At 48.1% G+C, this 17,165-nt stretch carries 15 protein-coding genes; 7 read left to right on the top strand and 8 right to left on the bottom strand.

The features are described 5' to 3' along the window. Positions 1 to 346: 346 nt before the first annotated feature. Together JYB87_RS10525 and JYB87_RS10530 are read left to right on the top strand one after the other, a co-directional pair. Positions 347 to 2,251: a methyl-accepting chemotaxis protein gene (locus JYB87_RS10525; RefSeq protein WP_207353461.1), complete on the top strand. Its 1,905-nt coding sequence runs from the start codon at positions 347 to 349 to the stop codon at positions 2,249 to 2,251. 199 nt (positions 2,252 to 2,450) lie between these two features. Then, positions 2,451 to 3,053 (top strand): alpha/beta hydrolase, encoded by a 603-nt coding sequence (locus JYB87_RS10530; RefSeq protein ID WP_207353462.1) that lies wholly within the window; start codon positions 2,451 to 2,453, stop codon positions 3,051 to 3,053. Positions 3,054 to 3,187: 134 nt separating this feature from the next. Here JYB87_RS10530 and JYB87_RS10535 read toward each other — a convergent pair whose 3' ends face one another. The 5 genes from JYB87_RS10535 to JYB87_RS10555 form a co-directional block, all read right to left on the bottom strand. Then, a complete protein-coding gene (locus JYB87_RS10535) occupies positions 3,188 to 3,709 on the bottom strand; it encodes an NAD(P)H-dependent oxidoreductase (RefSeq protein WP_207353463.1) in 522 nt (173 codons plus the stop codon). Positions 3,710 to 3,753: 44 nt separating this feature from the next. Further along, positions 3,754 to 4,983, bottom strand: coding sequence for an MFS transporter (locus JYB87_RS10540; RefSeq protein ID WP_207353464.1), 1,230 nt, complete (start codon positions 4,981 to 4,983; stop codon positions 3,754 to 3,756). Between the two features lie 467 nt (positions 4,984 to 5,450). Next, positions 5,451 to 6,620 carry a DUF1624 domain-containing protein gene (locus tag JYB87_RS10545; protein WP_207353465.1) on the bottom strand — a complete coding sequence of 390 codons (1,170 nt, stop codon included), beginning with the start codon at positions 6,618 to 6,620 and terminating at the stop codon, positions 5,451 to 5,453. Continuing rightward, complete coding sequence (locus JYB87_RS10550) at positions 6,610 to 8,748, bottom strand: TonB-dependent siderophore receptor (protein WP_207353466.1); 2,139 nt, start codon at positions 8,746 to 8,748, stop codon at positions 6,610 to 6,612. Before JYB87_RS10550 ends, JYB87_RS10545 begins: the two co-directional genes overlap by 11 nt. Positions 8,749 to 8,804: 56 nt before the next feature. Continuing rightward, positions 8,805 to 9,098 carry a hypothetical protein gene (locus JYB87_RS10555; protein ID WP_207353467.1) on the bottom strand — a complete coding sequence of 98 codons (294 nt, stop codon included), beginning with the start codon at positions 9,096 to 9,098 and terminating at the stop codon, positions 8,805 to 8,807. A 233-nt stretch (positions 9,099 to 9,331) separates the two neighbouring features. On the opposite strand from JYB87_RS10555, the gene JYB87_RS10560 reads away from it, so the two are divergent. The 3 genes from JYB87_RS10560 to JYB87_RS10570 all read left to right on the top strand — a co-directional run bounded on the left by JYB87_RS10560 (position 9,332) and on the right by JYB87_RS10570 (position 14,253). Further along, complete coding sequence (locus JYB87_RS10560) at positions 9,332 to 9,757, top strand: Hsp20/alpha crystallin family protein (protein WP_207353468.1); 426 nt, start codon at positions 9,332 to 9,334, stop codon at positions 9,755 to 9,757. A gap of 403 nt (positions 9,758 to 10,160) precedes the next feature. Further along, the gene (locus JYB87_RS10565) at positions 10,161 to 11,747 is read left to right on the top strand and encodes a glucan biosynthesis protein (RefSeq protein ID WP_228729840.1); all 1,587 of its coding nucleotides are present in this window, start codon (positions 10,161 to 10,163) and stop codon (positions 11,745 to 11,747) included. A 385-nt stretch (positions 11,748 to 12,132) separates the two neighbouring features. Beyond that, positions 12,133 to 14,253, top strand: coding sequence for a TonB-dependent receptor (locus JYB87_RS10570; protein ID WP_207353469.1), 2,121 nt, complete (start codon positions 12,133 to 12,135; stop codon positions 14,251 to 14,253). Positions 14,254 to 14,359: 106 nt separating this feature from the next. On the opposite strand, the gene JYB87_RS10575 is transcribed toward JYB87_RS10570, so the two are convergent. Beyond that, positions 14,360 to 15,154 (bottom strand): TIGR00266 family protein, encoded by a 795-nt coding sequence (locus JYB87_RS10575; protein ID WP_207353470.1) that lies wholly within the window; start codon positions 15,152 to 15,154, stop codon positions 14,360 to 14,362. A gap of 53 nt (positions 15,155 to 15,207) precedes the next feature. Next, a complete protein-coding gene (locus JYB87_RS18910; protein ID WP_207353471.1) occupies positions 15,208 to 15,390 on the bottom strand; it encodes a DUF4177 domain-containing protein in 183 nt (60 codons plus the stop codon). Positions 15,391 to 15,635: 245 nt separating this feature from the next. On the opposite strand from JYB87_RS18910, the gene JYB87_RS10585 reads away from it, so the two are divergent. Together JYB87_RS10585 and tsaA are read left to right on the top strand one after the other, a co-directional pair. Then, positions 15,636 to 16,250, top strand: a complete 615-nt coding sequence (locus tag JYB87_RS10585) for a LysE family translocator (RefSeq protein ID WP_207353472.1) — start codon at positions 15,636 to 15,638, stop codon at positions 16,248 to 16,250. A 23-nt stretch (positions 16,251 to 16,273) separates the two neighbouring features. After that, a complete protein-coding gene (gene tsaA, locus JYB87_RS10590; protein WP_207353473.1) occupies positions 16,274 to 16,759 on the top strand; it encodes a tRNA (N6-threonylcarbamoyladenosine(37)-N6)-methyltransferase TrmO in 486 nt (161 codons plus the stop codon). 25 nt (positions 16,760 to 16,784) lie between these two features. Here the strand turns inward: tsaA and JYB87_RS10595 are convergent, their stop codons facing one another. Then, positions 16,785 to 17,105 carry a heavy metal-binding domain-containing protein gene (locus JYB87_RS10595; RefSeq protein ID WP_207353474.1) on the bottom strand — a complete coding sequence of 107 codons (321 nt, stop codon included), beginning with the start codon at positions 17,103 to 17,105 and terminating at the stop codon, positions 16,785 to 16,787. Positions 17,106 to 17,165: the final 60 nt, after the last annotated feature.

Genomic DNA, 17,165 nt, shown 5'->3' on the forward strand with positions numbered 1-17,165 from the left:
AGTCACTCGACGACTGCATCAAGTGACTTCAACAGCCAATATATGGAAATACGTATATGATACGCCGAATCCGCCAAATTGCATTTTACAACATTCCAAAACCTAAGTTTTCTCATATAAGAACGCTTAACCACTTGTAATTGTTTGCCTTTAGGTAGTTTTACCTAGGTGCATTTTGACGGTTTTCACACTTCTTTATCTTCAGCGAAATTTAACGAGACAGAGTTCTATTACGCTCATATAATGCGCCGCCCAACCAATTTATGTAAGAAAATCAGCATATTGATTTTCTTTTTCCATTTGCCGTTTCAACAGGCCATTGCCGTTGTTTGCCAGGAGCGACAAAATGCAGCACGTCGAACTTAAACGTACCCTTATCATCTCTATCGCGTTACTCGTTGCGTTATCGGTGACAATCTCAAGTTACATCCTTTATTTACAAGAAAAAGAAGCACTTACTCAATCAATTTCGACCCAGAGTAACCTCTATGTCGAAGGCCAAGGTGAGCAGATTGAATCGCTCATCAATGAAAAACTGCGCGGAATTGGCAATCTCGCCAATCTGCTCAACCAACAAAAACTGGAAACCACGCCAGCCAATTTAATCCTGCTAACACAGCAGATTGCCAGCGCGCTTAATACGCCTTCCGCAATGTTGGCACTTGATAATGGTGACGGTTATTGGAACCAAGAAGATGCGCAATTTCCTAACCATAAATATCAAGGCGATATTAGCCAACGCCCGTGGTTTATTCAGGCAAAACAGGCCTCAGGCGCACTGATCACCGACCCATACAAAGGCACTGACGGCCAGATTTGGGTAACGTTCGCAAGCAAATTTAACGGTGGGGTGGTGTCTGCGGATATGACCTTGGGTTTCCTCAGTAAAATGATCAACACTGAAAAGCTGTCCCCTACCGCGATAGCAATGATTTTTGACGACCAATTCAATGTGGTCGCCTCATCCTCAAAAGTCGTAAAACCCGGCAGTAATCTGAAAAGCTTTAATTGGCTAGCTTCAGCACTGCACAATATCGGCACCACAGAAAATACTCTGTCGTATTACACCTTGGATAATGACAATAAGTTATTGTTTTCTCATCGAATGCAGATTGGCAGCAACACCGTCTATTACGCCGTCGGCTTGCGGCAAGATGAGGCCTTTGCTTCGTTGGAACAATCACGCAATATCGCTTTAGCCATCGTAATTATCGCTTCGATCGTGAGCATGTTAGTGGCGATCACCTTAATCCAATATCTGTATCGCCCGATTGTATTGCTGCGTAGTACGATTGAAGGCTTAGCAAGCGGTAACGGCGATTTAACCCAACGCTTAGCGGTAAATACCCAAGACGATATTGGTAGAATTTCGGGGGGCGTCAACGCCTTCATGGCCTCGCTGCAAAAAATGATGTTAGAGGTGAAAGGCGCAACCGAAGAACTCACCAGCAATGCCTTCAACCTCAAGCAGCAGAGCTATCAAAACCGCACCATTTTGCAAAATCACGTCAAAGAGACTGAGCAGATCGCCACGGCGATTGAAGAGATGGATGCCACCGCAAACGCGATGGCAAAAGATGCAGCCAATACCGCGAGCCTGACCGAACGTGCCAACGAAGTCAGTAATGAATCACGCGCGGTGGTATCACGCGCAGAAACCTCGATCAACGCCTTAGTGCATGATGTTGCCATCGCAGCAACCGACGTGCAGCAGATGAATCAACAGGCGCAAAGTATTAGCCAAGTTCTGTCAATGATTGAAGCGATTGCTGAGCAAACCAATCTGTTAGCACTCAACGCCGCAATTGAAGCCGCGCGTGCTGGTGAACATGGTCGAGGCTTTGCGGTGGTTGCCGATGAAGTGCGTGCTCTTGCCAGCCGCACCAAAGAGAGCACCCAAGAGATTGAAGCGGCGATCAAGCAATTAACCATTGGTTGCAACAAAGTTGTGCAATCGATGACTGATACCAAAGAGCGCTGTGAAACTACCGCCACCCAATCTGCAGAAGTGTCTGAGAGTCTCGACAAGTTGATTAACTTTGTAAATGAGATCAACCAATTAAGCGAGCAGATTGCAACTGCGGCAGAAGAGCAGAGCTGTGTTACCAAAGAAGTTAGCGCCAACATGACCGCAATCAGCGATATCGTCAGCAAGTTAGATGACAGCGGCGCAAAAGTACTCAATGACACCGAAAGCTTAGAAAACATTAACCACAAACTGAGTCAGATTGTCGGTCAATTTAAGCTGTAATCCAGTCTGAACTGTTCGCGTTTTCTGCCTAAACAGTGCGTGTTCATGACGTCGAAATGCTCGGCTAAGGCAACACGCACTGCTTATTCCCCCCCATCATTATCAACACTATGTTGCTAGTATTTCTATTTGTGGCCTGTTAATCATATTCCATGAAAAGAGTAAGCTGGATGCTATTACAGCATCTGAAGGAACGAGCATGAACAAGCAGGTCGTAGTATTACTGCATGGCGTTGGCAGTAATGGCGCTAATATGGCATCGCTGGCACAACAGTGGCAGACCAAATTTCCCGATGTTATCTGGCTTTCGCCTAACGCACCGTTCGCCTCAGATATGGGCAACGGTTATCAATGGTTCAGTCTAAAAGGGGTTACCGATGCCAACCGCCCAGAGCGAATTCAAGCGGCACGCGCGGCACTAGATAGCTTGTTGGCGCAACTGTTCCACGCTCATGATATTGATCCAAACCGCGACAACGTAATATTCGTGGGCTTCTCGCAAGGCTCAATGATGTCGCTCGATATGTTGGTGAGCGCCAGAATGAAGCTCGCGGGTGTGATTGCCTTTTCTGGCCGATTGGCATCACCGCAACCCTATCAATTTACCCAAAATGTGCCGGTATTACTGGTCCATGGCTTAAGTGATCCGGCCATCCATTACAGTGAATCAGAAAAATCAGCCAGTGCACTCAGTGCGTTAGGACACTCGGTACAAACGCAATTTGAAGCTGGTCTCAATCACGCTATTTCAGCACAAGGCGCGGCAGCAGCTGCCGAATTCATCAAAGCGCAGCTGAGCTGATAAGGGTTACTGGCCAACACTGGCACTAACTAATTAGATGACGATTGCAAAAAAGCCCAATTGCACGCGAGAGTGCCATGGGGCTTTTTATGCTTGGTGAGCAACAATCTTTGATAAGCCTGCTATGGCACAGGCTATTTTAGTGCCGCTGCGACTTGCGCTTTGAAAGCCGCTAAGCGCTCAGCATCAACGTCCATCGAGTCAAACAAGACTAACGGCTCAGCGTATTTCATGCCCACATAAAGCGCGTTGGCCTTCATTGGCGTCATCACTTCCGCCATGGTGCTTTGTATCAAGCCCTCCGCCGAGTACATATGTTGATTGGCACCAGCGCTGGTCATCGCCAACAGAGTTTTGCCTTTTAATGCATCGCCACCGGGGCCAAACGCCCAGCCATAACTCCATACTGCGTTAAAGTAGGCTTTGAGCATCGGGGTGATATTGAACCAATGAGTAGGATACAGGTACACCACGCGTTGCTTATCAGCATAGGCTTGTTGCTCTGCAGCCACATCAATGGCGTTGATATCGGTGCCATACAAAGTTTCAAGATTGCGCACTTCAACATTTTCGAGCGTTGCCAAATACTGCGCGACTGCTTTGATGACCTTCGATTGTTCTGGGTATGGATGAGATACCACCACTAATGTGTTCATTTTCTACCTCTTAATTCTGATAAATATTTAATCAATTCAATGCGCTATGCTGCGCGAGATGATGCTGCCGCCGAGGGTTGTTCTAGCGGCAGGCGTAGCAATGAGCCAAGTGTCAGTACTATAGTCAGCAGCATGATCAGCGCGGTGAGCCACATATTGGCGCTGATGCCGAATAAATCGATAGCGCCGCCGCTTAGTGAGGCGCCAATAATGGCTGCAATTTGCAGTGCCGCTGAATACAGTCCACCCGCACTGTCTGCTGCATCTGGCAAGGCGCGGGTGATCCAGGTCGACCAAATGATTGGCAGCACAGCACCAAAGAAGCCCCACGCGGCAATCAGTACGAACGCTAATAGATGCAGCTTAGGCCCCATCAACATGGCCAAAGCAACAATTACCATCGCGAGCGGCATACCAAGCAAAATCTGCTTTAAAAAACGTTGAACCAGCACACCGGCAAAGGTCACGCCCATAAAACTGGCAACACCGAAACACACCCACGACAAGGAGATCTGCTCGATATTAAAGCTCAGGTACTGCTCCATATAGGGACGCATGTAGATATACAGCATTTGGTTGCCGGTAAAACTCAACAGCATGGCGAAAAACGCAATCGCAACCCCATGACGTTTCAGAAGTTTGAGCATTCCGCCGCTATGTTTCTGCTCGTTGGAGTGAACACTCGGGACGGCAAACCACTGCAGCAGCAACACCAATAACGACATCAGCGCAACCGCGACAAACACCGCACGCCAACCGTAAATATCACCTAAGTAACTCCCCAACGGTGCTGCAACAACCAAAGCTAACGACACCCCAGAGAAAATAATCGAGAACGCCGAGGCGACCTTCTCTGCTGGCACAAGTTGCATGGTAAGCGGTGTCAAAATTGCCCAAAAGCCACCAATCGCCACTCCAAGCAGCACCCTCGCACTTAGCAGCAACCAGATATTGCTGGCAACTGAGGTGAGTATTGATGACACCACTAACAGGGAAGTAAATGACAAAATAAGATGGCGCCGGTCTTGCGACTTAAACAATGACGGCAATATTAAGCCACTGAGCATCGCCAAGGTTGCGGTGGTGGAGATCATCTGCCCTGCCATACCGGTAGAAATAGCTAACTCTTGCGCCATATCGGTCAATAAACTCACCGGCAACAACTCAGCGGAGATCAGCGCTGCGACACCTAGCATCAGTGAAATAATGGCAGTCCAGGTTGCACGCGTGCTGCGCGTTTGGGGCTGCTGTGCAGAATGAATGGAATCATGCATAAACTTATTACTACTCCGTTTATTTTGATTCGCGACGAAGGAAGGAATAACACTGGCCGCAAATTTAATTGTTGAATAGTGTAACCTTGTTCACAAAATTGCCTTTGCCTAAGCCTCCGGCTTATTTGCCTAATTTTACAATTTCCCAGTTCAGGTTCTGATGAGTCAACGAGCTAAAGCGAATTCTCTATGCGGCGTTATGCTGCAATACTTCGCAGGACTTCAAAGGATATGGCAGGATTTAGCGATCCTGAGAGTTTAGCTGTGCGTGTTATCAGACAATTGAGCAGCAATTCGGATTGCCCAATTTCTCAAATGAGTTGACCAATAGATGAGGCTAACACTCGCAGTTTTCACCGCGGTAAAAATCTAAAATCTTAGGATTGGCTACAAAAATGAATGAAAAAGAGCTGCCCACATGACAGCTCAGGATTCAAGCAACTGTAAGACGCGATTTAGTCTGCGCTTTACAGGTATTTCACCCACGCAAGTTGGCTGCGGCGCTTAAAGGCTGCGAAGCTTTTGGTGGGCCAATACAACAGCACGATCAACCCCAGCGTAATTAGCCAAATCTGACGGACATCATCAACACCAAACAGTGCGCCGTGGTTTGTTCCCCAGATCATGAGCGCGATTTGATACAAGGCCAGCAATAGATAAAGATGCAGCAGATAAAAGAACATTGGCGCGCCACCAAAATGTGCCAATACCGCCCCTGCCCGTTGTGCCCACGGCTGACGTAAACGCTCCATTGCCCATAAGCCAATAAACATCAGTCCCAAGGTAAACAGTAAAAACGCCAATGATGGTGGGTACTTAGTCAAATTGAGCAGCGACATCAGGCTAATTAAACTGTTATCGCCCACTGACCACGGCAAGGTCTCACCATAAACATTGCCGCCTCTGAGTAACGCAAACAGTGCTAAACAGCCTGTGGCGAGCCCGACGAGCCAGCGCTGTCGTAACTTAGCCGCCGTCAATTTGTGATACAGCGGCCCCGCCAAATAGCCAAACACAATCACCCCAATCCAAGGAAGCAGTGGATAACTCACTTTGACATTGATGACACTGTCGCTGATCAGGTAGCCACGGTCGTGCAGTATGGTCCAAAGGCTGTAGCCCCACTCATCGACATTGAAATGGATGGGGGTTAACGTGTTATGGCCAAACACCAGCAAACTCGCCAGCACCAGCAGCATCCAACGTGGTAGCTGATGTAATGCCGCCAAGGCCAGCATGCTAAGGCCAATCGCCCACATCACTTGCAGATAAATGGTTGCGAAGCTGCCCATCCAACTAAAGGTGATCAAACTGACTTCCAACCCGATTAAAAACAGCCCGCGTTTTGCTAAAAAACCTGTTAATGGGCGGTTTCCAGTTGAACCACTGTGCTGATATAACCACGCGGATAACCCAGTCAAAAACACAAAGGTCGGTGCGCACAGATGCGCCGCCAAGCGGCTGAAATACAACGCTGGCGGCGTTGCATTGATGTCCATCGGGTCACTCACCTGCAGATGCAGGAAAAAACGCTCGCGCACGTGATCGAGCAGCATGATCAACATCACCAAGCCGCGCATAATGTCGATGCTGTTAATCCGCTGATGAATAACCGCTTGATTGGTATTAGAAACCATAACTTACACTCAGTTTAAAATTGCGGGGCGCGCCCGGGTATGCCCATAACGCGTTGTAGCTGCTGTCGATATAGGTTTTGTCGAACAAATTGTTGGCATTCAACGCCAACGTTAGTTGCTCGTTGAGTTGCCAGCGCAGGAACGCGCCGTACACTTGATATGCCGGTAAACGGAAGCTCAAATCGGCCGCATCTCCTAACCTATCGTCAACCAAGCGATAGCTAAAGCCAGCCCGAAGATAGATGTCATCGAGATAAAAATCACGACTCAACAACAGCGCCAAGGTGTGACGGGGCACGTTAACTAACGGGCTACCTTTCGGGATCGGAACACCCCAATCGGCGTTCACGCTGTCGCTATCGGTTTCGGTATTTAGCAAACTGTAAGACAACTGCAGATCGAACCAAGGCGCTTGGTAGCTGGCGTCTAACTCTAGTCCACGGCTGCGGGCACTGCCCAATGGCGCTGAAAAGCCAACGTTGACCGGATCTGACACCAAAATATTGCTCTTATGTGCATCAAACAACGCCAAGGTAGCTTGTAATGAGTCGGTCTGCCATTTGGCCCCCACCTCAAATGAGCGACTTTCTTCTGAACCAAACGGCTGCCCTTGAGCGTCAGTGCCACTCAGCGGCAAAAAGCCTTCCGAATAACTGCCGTAAAAACTTAACTCATCATCCAACTGATAGACCAAGCCTAAGCGCGGGCTAAGGCGCTTATCGTGACGGGTTGAATCTGATTGGCTAGCAATCTCAAAGATCTCTTGATTGGTCACATCAAAGCGCAACCCTAACAACGCCTGCCAGTGTTCGCTGATATCGATTTGATCTTGCAAATAAACGCCCACTGCGCGTTGATGCTCGCGGTTGTCATACAGCAGGCTCACATCAGGTAACGCTTGGCTGCCGTAATCAGGCGCGAATATGTCGATGTCATAACTACCCTTGCCACCGCGATAACGGTACAGCCCAGTTTGTAGTTCATAACGATAACCATCAGCGCCCAACAGCAAATGATGGGTTAAGCCGCTAGTCTCAAGTTGGCCGTTAAGCTCGACACGCACGGAGCTATCTTCCGAAGCATAGTCACGATAACGGCGCTGACGCGTCAGCGTATGACCGTCATCATAGAGTGACTGTCGCGATGCCGATAATTCGGTATCGGATGAGTAACCGCGCAGGGTTGAGTGACGATGATTAAAGCCGCCCGTCAGTTGCCAATCATCATTGATAAAATGCTCAAAGGTAATCTGATGACCGGCGGCATAAATATCCGTGGCGCCATCACCGGGCTCACCTAAATAGCGCGAGCTAGGCACAGTATTCAGATCATCATTCAGCACCACAATGCCGCGATCAAACAACTGCTGCCGTTTAATCCATTCAAATTCATACAGCAGCGAGGTGTCGTCAGTCAGTTGCCAGCGCAATGATGGCGTCACGGTGACTGAACGTTTACCGACAAAATCTCGATAGCTATCACTGTCACTAAAGCTGCCGATAAATCGCGCCGCGATATCGTCGGTAATGCCGCCCGTGATGTCCCCTTCTAACCTTTGCAGAGCGAAACTGCCCCACTCGGTTTTCAAGTAGCCTTGGGTCAGGTTTTGTGGCTTTTTAGTAATGATATTGACCGCACCGCCAGGCTCTGAACGGCCATAAAGTGCGGAGCCGGGGCCTTTTAGCACTTCAATGTAATCAATTGAGGCTGGATCGCGTGGACCACTATAGCCACGCCCGCCACTAAAACCATTGATTAAGTAACCCGCAGGCATGTTCTCGTTGCCGGGAAAGCCCCTTAACGAAAAGCTATCCCACATGCCGCCACTGTTATTTTGTCGTGCAGCTGAGGCACTAAAATCCATTGCATCCTGCAACGAGCCAGCGCCAATATCCTGCAACAGTTGATGATCTAACGTGGTGATCGCTTGTGGTAAGGCCGATGCAGGCACGTCGCCGCGATAAGCCTGACGATACTGAATGGTGATCCGCTCAACTTCGTCATGACTCCTAGTGACGGGAGTTGGCGTAGTGGCCGTATTGACTGATGTTGGGTTGGCGTGAACCGCACTGGCAGTGAATTGCGCGCAGCCAAGTAGCAGCGCGGTTGAAAAATAACCGTACTTCATCGAAACTTTTCCTAATGATAAGCCAATAATAAAAAATTATTTAAAACAGAGGATTATCAAGAGGCTGGTGGAGCACGAGCTTGCTGTTGACGCTGCACAACCACCCAAGGTGCCAGCAGCAATTCGATGGAAAGGGTTATAACACGCTGCGCCACAAAGTGCAGGGTTATCGCAGCAGTTGGCGCCGCGCCGCTGAGATGACCAGCATGACAAAGTAAACAGCTGCCATGGTGGTGGCTAACGATTCCCTCTTCTATGGAATGGGCAGCAACAGCCGTCTGGAATAGGGTCAGCCACAGGCCTAGCACTATCCAGAGCCAACGATGGCGACTGTTTGTTAAATGCTGCATAGCGAGAATCAAATCATTAGTTCAATAACGCCATGCACCCTACTTTGCTAACCCGCATTAGTCCAGTGAAAGTTAAATGAAAACCGTTCGTAATTAAGGTTTGGCAATTATTTGCTAAATTTTTATCCATCTTTAGCTTGAAATGGGCCAATCCTGCCCCACGTTAATCTGTAGGCAAGCAAGTTTGCCTGATGTTGAATGAAGTATGGATAACGACATTTGAGGAGGTCATTATGAAATTACGTCCTTGGAATCCTGCCGATGAATTCGACAGCCTTTTCAACCGCTTTGGTTCATTGATGGATTGGTCTAGCCCAATCTTTTCTGGGCAACGGAGTTGGTTACCAGCAACGGATATCAGTGAAGACAAAGACAATTATCTGCTAAAGGTCGAATTGCCTGAGATCAGTAAAGACGATATTACTCTGAATGTAGATAATGGTTATCTGGTGCTGACCGGTGAACGTAAACACGAACATACCGATGACAAACAGCATCTGTCTGAACGGTTTTACGGTACCTTTGTACGCCGTTTTGCATTGCCAGATAATGTAAAAGAAGACGCCATTGACGCCAAATTTGACAACGGCATGCTGTATTTGAGGCTGCCGAAAACTGCAGCGATTAAAGACAACCGCCAAAAAATAGAAATTCATTAATGCGGTCAGTCACCGAGTTCCAACCATTACGCCACCTGGAAACAGGTGGCTTTTTTTATCGCTAGAATACAAATTGATTATCAATAACTTGCAGCAGAAATTTAACAAGCTAACAACCTAACTGAATGTTTGCGGAAATTTTAAAAAGTTATTTCGATCACATCTTTTCTAAACGCCAAAATATGATAGATTTCTCTGCATATTTCGCGGCTGCCTTGTCTCACCTTGAGCATTGATAGTCAGCAACCAGTCGCTAATTGCTGTCCATGACCACGTTTGAGCTGAGTGTAATGACTACACTGTAGCTGTACACCTCAAACCCAAATTTCAGAGCACACCTATGCCAATACATATATTGAAGTCTCACAGTGAAATGACTGTTACACCTCAATCAGTTTTAAGAATGTCACTGATAACCTTAGCCACTGCGGGCATGTTATTGGCGAGCCAAATCGCGCAGGCGGCGGGAATTCAAGTTGCGCCACCAGAAGGTGAAAAGTTTAGCTACGCTTGGCTTAAAGGTTTTGCCAGCAACATGGCGCAAACACCCTATCAAGATCATAAAGGTGAACTGCCAGACAGCTTAAAAAATCTCGATTGGGATGAGTATCAACAGATCCACTTTCGCAAAGATAAAGCGCTATGGAAGGATGAAGATGGTGATTTTCGTGCAGAGCTGTTTCATTTAGGTCTGTATTTTGACACGCCAATCCAAATGTATGAGTTACATGATGGCGAAGTAACACCGATCAACTACAACCCGAAAATGTTTGATTACGGTAAATCGAAGTTAAAAAACAAAAAATTACCGCAAGATCTTGGCTTTGCCGGTTTTAGAATGCAGTTCCATACCGATTGGGAACGCGACGTGATTGCGTTCCTTGGCGCCAGCTATTTCCGCGCGGTTGGTAAAGAGATGCAATATGGGCTTTCTGCGCGTGGTCTGGCGATCGATACCGCAATGCCAAAACCAGAAGAGTTTCCTGTGTTTACCGATTTCTGGATGGAAGCCCCGAAAAAAGGTGCCAATACCACCACCATTTATGCCTTGATGGATTCGCCAAGTGTGACCGGAGCCTACCGCTTTGATATCACTCCGGGTGAACGTTTAAAAATGCATGTTGATGCAGCCATCTACCCTCGTCAAAAAATCGAGCGTTTGGGTGTCGCACCACTGACCAGTATGTACATGGTCGGTGAAAACGATCGCCGTACCAGCTACGACTGGCGATCAGAAATCCATGATTCTGATGGTTTAGCCATGCACACTGGCAACGGTGAGTGGATTTGGCGTCCGCTGGGTAACCCAGAAAACTTACGTTTTAACGCTTACAGCGACGAAAATCCGCAAGGTTTCGGTTTGATGCAGCGTGATCGTAACTTTGACCACTACCAAGACGACGGCGTGTTCTATGAAAAACGTCCGCATCTGTGGATTGAACCAACTAGCAATTGGGGTAAAGGTTCTGTGCAATTGGTGGAGATCCCAACCCTTGATGAAACCTTCGACAACATTGTTGCATTCTGGAACCCTGCACAAGCGATAGAACCAGGCCAAGAGCTGCTGTTTAGTTACAACATGTATTGGGGCGGCACAGTACCATTCGACAGCGAACGCGCTGAAGTGGTAAACACCTTCACCGGCTTGGGTGGCGTGATTGGTAAAAAACGCCCTTACTATAGCAAACGCTTTGTGGTCGATTTTAAAGGTGGCTTATTAGACAGTTTGGGCAAAGATGTGGAAGTAAAACCGGTGATTACCACTTCGGCAGGACGTGTAGAAATTACCTCTGCACGACCACTGGCGTCAATTAACGGTTATCGCGCTATGTTTGACTTGGTACCGGCTGACGACAGCTCAACCGATCCAATCAACCTGCGCCTGTACCTTGAAGCCAACGGTCAGCCATTGACTGAAACATGGATCTACCAATGGAATCCGCCAAAAGCGGAAGACCGCGAACTGCATAATGCTGGCCATCTAAAGTAAGCTAATAACCAATACGATAACGCCGCTAATGTTAGCGGCGTTATTATTTTTGAGCTGGTATAGCTAGTACTTTGGCAATCTCAGCTCATCCCCAACGCAACATCGCCATGGGCGCTTTTCTTTCCCCTTTGCGCAATCAGCAATCAGCAATCAGCAATCAGCAATCCATTGTGAATTTCTCACATATCATTCACCTTGCGGCAACATATGATTTTCATTTAATCACTTTCACCAACAACTTTGGCTAACTATATAAGAACATAATGAATAAAACATGTGAAGTATGCGCTAGATCAATAAATAGTTAATGATAATCGTTACCATTTCTGTTAACTTTCGCCATCGACGATATCTCCTCTTCTTTTCTTAAGTGGTAACGATAGCAATGAAAAAATTTTCTTACTCTCCCCTCGCCTTGGCCATTGTTACAGGCATCATTGCAACACCCGTACTTGCTGATACTCCCGCACCAAAGATTGATGAAGTCATCGTGGTGACGGCCAGTGGCATGGAACAAAAAGTGGTTGATGCACCGGCATCTATCTCAGTGATCAGCAACGAAGACTTAGCACAGAAAAATTATCATGACCTCGCCGAAGCGCTCAGTGGTGTAGAAGGTGTTGATATTCGTAGCGGTACAGGTAAAACCGGTGGTCTTGATATCAGTATTCGCGGCATGCCGAGTAACTACACCCTAGTGTTGGTTGATGGCGTGCGCCAATCAGCAAGTTCAGACACAACACCCAACGGCTTTGGCAGTATGAACACCGGCTTTATGCCACCGTTAAATGCGATTGATCATATTGAAGTGATTCGCGGCCCAATGTCGACCCTCTACGGTTCTGATGCTATTGGTGGGGTGGTGAATATCATCACCAAAAAGTACGCCGATCAATGGGGTGGCAGTTTAAACATTGCCCACGCGGTTCAAGAAGATGATAAATGGGGTGATAGCTCAACTGTCGGTTTCTATGCCGCCGGACCGTTGATCAAAGACAGCTTAAATTTGACCCTGCGCGGCAATATGCGCCACCGTCAGGGCACCAGCATGGAATCATTAAGTGAAACTAGCGCCACTCGCACCCCATTTCCGACCGAAAGCGACAACTATACCGTGGGTGGCAGACTGAATTACAAACTCAACGACCAGCATCATCTGTGGTTGGATGCCGAAGTAGCCCAGCAACAGTTTGATAATGCTAATGATCAATTGGGTCCAGTAGGCACCGCAGGCGGTGGCTACGAGAGTCAGCTGCAATATGAGCAAGCAAAACTGGTACTGGGTTATGATGCGGAGTTGAGTTTTGCCACTTGGAAATCTGACCTGCTGTATTCCACCACGGAAAACAAAGGCCGTTTGATCACCGCCAGAAGTTTACCGATTGAGTTTGCACCCATTGACGGTGAAAAACGCGAGCTGAAAAACCGCAACATCATCCTCAACAGTAAACTCATTGCTGCCATTGGCGATGCGCACCAACTCACCGCCGGCTTTGAATACTGGAATGCGCAAATGAAAGACGGCATCGTGTTAGCGGTGAGCGGCGAAACCTTTGAGCAAGACAGCTATTCCGTCTATGCAGAAGATCAATGGATGCCGCTGGAGCCGTTAACAGTTACCCTCGGCGCCCGATATGAAAAGCATGACGATTTTAATGGCCATGTAAGCCCTCGAGCGTACGCTGTGTATACGCTCGCCGATGATTGGACCGTAAAAGGCGGCGTCAGCACAGGTTACAACACGCCAGCGCTTAGCCAGTTGCACGATGGCGTCAGTGGTGTAACCGGCCAAGGCAGCATCAACACTGTCGGCAATCCATCACTAAACCCAGAAAAATCAACCAACTATGAAGCTGGGGTTTATTACGAAAACATTCACGACTTCAATGCCAACATCACAGTGTTTTACAACAAGTATGAAGACGCAATTGAGTCGTACGCAGTAAATGATGACACCAACTCATATCGCAACGTAGGAAAGGCGAAGGTTGAAGGCGTTGAATTTGCGACTTCGTTCCCGGTGCTGATCGATGCGTTGAATTTCAATCTCAACTACACCTATAACCACAGCGAACAGCTAAACGGCGACAACGCTGGTGCGCCATTGAATGCCACCGCCAAACACATGTTAAATGCGCGGCTGCAATGGCAAGTCAATGACGATTTAACCGCCCGAATCTCGGCGGAATATCATGGCAAGTTGCCTCGCTATACCAGTGTTTATGACAATCTGACCGCAACCCAGCAGCAAGTGGTGACCGGGCTTGGCAATGACATGAAAGCGTGGGCAGTGATTGATTTAGGTGCTGCTTACAAGCTAACCGATAGCATTACGGTTAATGCCAATATCAACAACTTATTGGATAAAGATTTTTCTGCAGTTGAGCTGTTTGGCTCAGGACGTAACACCGAATACGCCGGTGATTACTTTAGCACGTCGCGATCAACCACAGGTTACGTCAATCCAGGCCGCAACTACTGGGTATCAATGACCTTTAATTTTTAACGGTTAAACACCTTAGCCAACTTTGGGTCGGCAACGAAAAGGCGAGTCTTCACTCGCCTTTTCTCTTGCTGCTGCGTCATAACATAGCACGTGGCGTCAGTTGAACTTAATCGCCATCAATCATGCGGCCAATACCACCGAGCACCGAGCCTTCACCACGATCGCTCCCTCCAGCAGATGGCGCATGGGCAATAATACGATCGGCCATCCGAGAGAATGGCAAACTTTGCAACCATACCGTGCCATGGCCTTGTAACGTGGCAAGGAATAAACCTTCGCCGCCAAACAACATCGATTTCAGCGAGCCAGACCGCTGAATGTCGTAATCAATACCTGCAGTAAAGCCTACCAAACAACCGGTATCAACCCGCAGAGTTTCACCCTGAAGATCCTTGCGGATCAAGGTACCACCGGCATGGATAAACGCCATGCCATCGCCTTTTAAGCTCTGCAGAATAAAGCCTTCACCACCAAAGAACCCTGCGCCAAGCTTCTTGTTAAACTTCATGCTCACCCGCGTTCCTAGCGCTGCCGCTAAAAAGCTGTCCTTTTGCAAAATGAGCTCACCACCCACTTCATCCAAATCTATCGCCAAAATGGTGCCGGGATAAGGCGCGGCAAACGCCACGCGTTGCTTACCATAGCCTTCATTGGTGAAGTGGGTCATAAACAAACTTTCACCGGTCAACATCCGTTTACCAGCACCCATCAGCTTGCCAAAAAAGCCTGATTCCACCTCGGAACCATCGCCCATGCGAGCCTCAAAAGCGATACCCTGCTCCATGTAGGTCATTGCTCCCGCTTCGGCGATCACCGTTTCGCCGGGGTCGAGTTCAACTTCAACCAACTGCATACTTGAGCCGATAATTTCATAGTCGACTTCGTGACACTTTCTGTTCATGGCAATTCCTCTTGCACTCACTCTCGTTGATTTATAGGTCATGCGGCACAACGTTAATGTGCATTTTCTAACAATAGCAGGTATGACCCCACAGTCCCGAAGGGGATCGGCACAGGCTCAACGCTAACAACGCGCCAACCTTCAGCGTTATATTGGGCAATCTGTTCATTCAACGCGGCAACATGAATTCTACCGCTCCAAAAATTCCGTCTTTTAAATTCTACAACCCGCTGCATAACCTAGATCCGTGACGCAGACAACGTCGAATACAGACATATTATGTCACTAAGTTATGACATAAATGATGGTAACTCTCAATTGCTATTTTTAATCTCTGGTTCATATAGCCCGCTAAATAACAGGAAAATTCATTCACTCAGTACAAAAGTGCCAACAAGCATAAAACAATGTTGCAGCATTGGCGCGCTTTTGATTATGCTCGATTTCCTCTATCACCTGTAAACCATGCTGTTGTCTGTCCATGTTGAATCTGTCGTTACTTAGCGTGTTTATTCCTACCTTTTTATTGGTGTCGGCCACGCCCGGCATGTGTATGACATTGGCCATGACCCTCGGCATGCAAGTAGGACTACGCCGCACACTGTGGATGATGCTCGGTGAAGTTGTCGGTGTGGCATTAGTTGCGATTGCCGCCGCCGTCGGTGTTGCTGCGGTAATGGTGCAACATCCAACGCTATTTCAACTGCTTAAATGGTTAGGCGGCGCCTATCTGATTTGGGTGGGTATTGGTATGTGGCGTTCCCCCGCGACCTTAGGGTTGACTGAACAACCGCAAGATGTCCGTCGTAGCGCGTTAATTTCACAAGGCTTTATTACTGCGATTGCCAACCCGAAAGGCTGGGCTTTTATGATCTCCCTGCTGCCGCCATTTATTGATAGCAGTATGCCAATGACGCCACAGCTCAGCAGTTTGATTGTGATTATTATGCTGTCAGAGTTACTGTGTATGACCGCCTACGCCACCGGCGGCAAAGGCTTACGCGCGGCGTTACTTAAAGGCAATAAGGTGCAATGGTTAAACCGCAGCTCAGGCGCATTGATGATGCTAGTGGGTGTTTGGCTGGCGTTGGATTAATCCGCCGCAAAGGAGTTATGCAGATGGAATTTTCTCAGTTCAACTACCAAGCCATTGGTGTCGTAAGAAGCCCATTTACTCAGCAAGCCGGTACGCCAGTGCAGCCCTCGCACGATAATGCGACCCAAGGGATAATTGAACTCGCGCCGCAATTTGTGCCCGCATTACAAGATCTTGAAGGTTTTTCGCATATCTGGATATTGTGCCATATGCACCAAGCCAACAGCGCGAATTTAACCGTCACGCCCTACCTTGATAATAAACCGCACGGTTTATTTGCCACCCGAGCACCAAGTCGCCCTAACCCGATTGGCATGTCACTGCTGCGGCTTAGCAAAATAGAGGGCAACTTACTGCATGTGTTTGAATTGGATTTGCTCGATGGTACGCCAGTACTGGATATCAAACCATTTGTGGCGCAATTTGATCAGCGCACAGAGACTAAAAACGGCTGGTTTGATACAGCAAGCACGCAAGTCTCTCACGCCGATGATCGCTTTGCCCAATGATCAGCTTTTGTCATCAACGCGTCAGTTACGGGCGTGCTAACTTCACCGCAGTGCCGTAAGCCAGCATCTCTGACATACCTTGCATAATCGCACTGGTTGTAAAGCGCACGTTCACTACCGCATCGGCACCCAACGCTTCGGCATTTTCCAGCATACGCTCAATCGCGATTTGGCGCGCTTCGGTCAGCATCTCGGTATAACCCACAATTTCACCACCGATAATGGTTTTCAGTCCCGCCATGATATCGCGACCAATATGTTTACTGCGTACCACATTGCCGGTGACCACACCTAAGGTTTGGCTCACTTGGTATCCGGCAATATCTTCTGTTGTTGATACTTTCATCCTTGCTCCTTGTCACTAAAGCCCCGTAGCTTATCAAGCCACAACTTAGCGATTCGTAGG

The organism is Shewanella avicenniae (genome assembly GCF_017354945.1).
Lineage (GTDB): Bacteria > Pseudomonadota > Gammaproteobacteria > Enterobacterales > Shewanellaceae > Shewanella > Shewanella avicenniae.

Bases quoted from the DNA above. Each gene is read 5' to 3' on its own strand.
- JYB87_RS10595 (WP_207353474.1), bottom strand. From the start codon at position 17,105: ATGAAAGTATCAACAACAGAAGATATTGCCGGATACCAAGTGAGCCAA.
- JYB87_RS10525 (WP_207353461.1), top strand. From the start codon at position 347: ATGCAGCACGTCGAACTTAAACGTACCCTTATCATCTCTATCGCGTTA.
- JYB87_RS10575 (WP_207353470.1), bottom strand. From the start codon at position 15,154: ATGAACAGAAAGTGTCACGAAGTCGACTATGAAATTATCGGCTCAAGT.
- JYB87_RS10530 (WP_207353462.1), top strand. From the start codon at position 2,451: ATGAACAAGCAGGTCGTAGTATTACTGCATGGCGTTGGCAGTAATGGC.
- JYB87_RS10555 (WP_207353467.1), bottom strand. From the start codon at position 9,098: ATGCAGCATTTAACAAACAGTCGCCATCGTTGGCTCTGGATAGTGCTA.
- JYB87_RS10540 (WP_207353464.1), bottom strand. From the start codon at position 4,983: ATGCATGATTCCATTCATTCTGCACAGCAGCCCCAAACGCGCAGCACG.
- JYB87_RS10570 (WP_207353469.1), top strand. From the start codon at position 12,133: ATGAAAAAATTTTCTTACTCTCCCCTCGCCTTGGCCATTGTTACAGGC.
- JYB87_RS10565 (WP_228729840.1), top strand. From the start codon at position 10,161: ATGTCACTGATAACCTTAGCCACTGCGGGCATGTTATTGGCGAGCCAA.
- JYB87_RS18910 (WP_207353471.1), bottom strand. From the start codon at position 15,390: ATGCAGCGGGTTGTAGAATTTAAAAGACGGAATTTTTGGAGCGGTAGA.
- JYB87_RS10560 (WP_207353468.1), top strand. From the start codon at position 9,332: ATGAAATTACGTCCTTGGAATCCTGCCGATGAATTCGACAGCCTTTTC.
- JYB87_RS10585 (WP_207353472.1), top strand. From the start codon at position 15,636: ATGTTGAATCTGTCGTTACTTAGCGTGTTTATTCCTACCTTTTTATTG.
- JYB87_RS10545 (WP_207353465.1), bottom strand. From the start codon at position 6,620: ATGGTTTCTAATACCAATCAAGCGGTTATTCATCAGCGGATTAACAGC.
- JYB87_RS10535 (WP_207353463.1), bottom strand. From the start codon at position 3,709: ATGAACACATTAGTGGTGGTATCTCATCCATACCCAGAACAATCGAAG.
- JYB87_RS10550 (WP_207353466.1), bottom strand. From the start codon at position 8,748: ATGAAGTACGGTTATTTTTCAACCGCGCTGCTACTTGGCTGCGCGCAA.
- tsaA (WP_207353473.1), top strand. From the start codon at position 16,274: ATGGAATTTTCTCAGTTCAACTACCAAGCCATTGGTGTCGTAAGAAGC.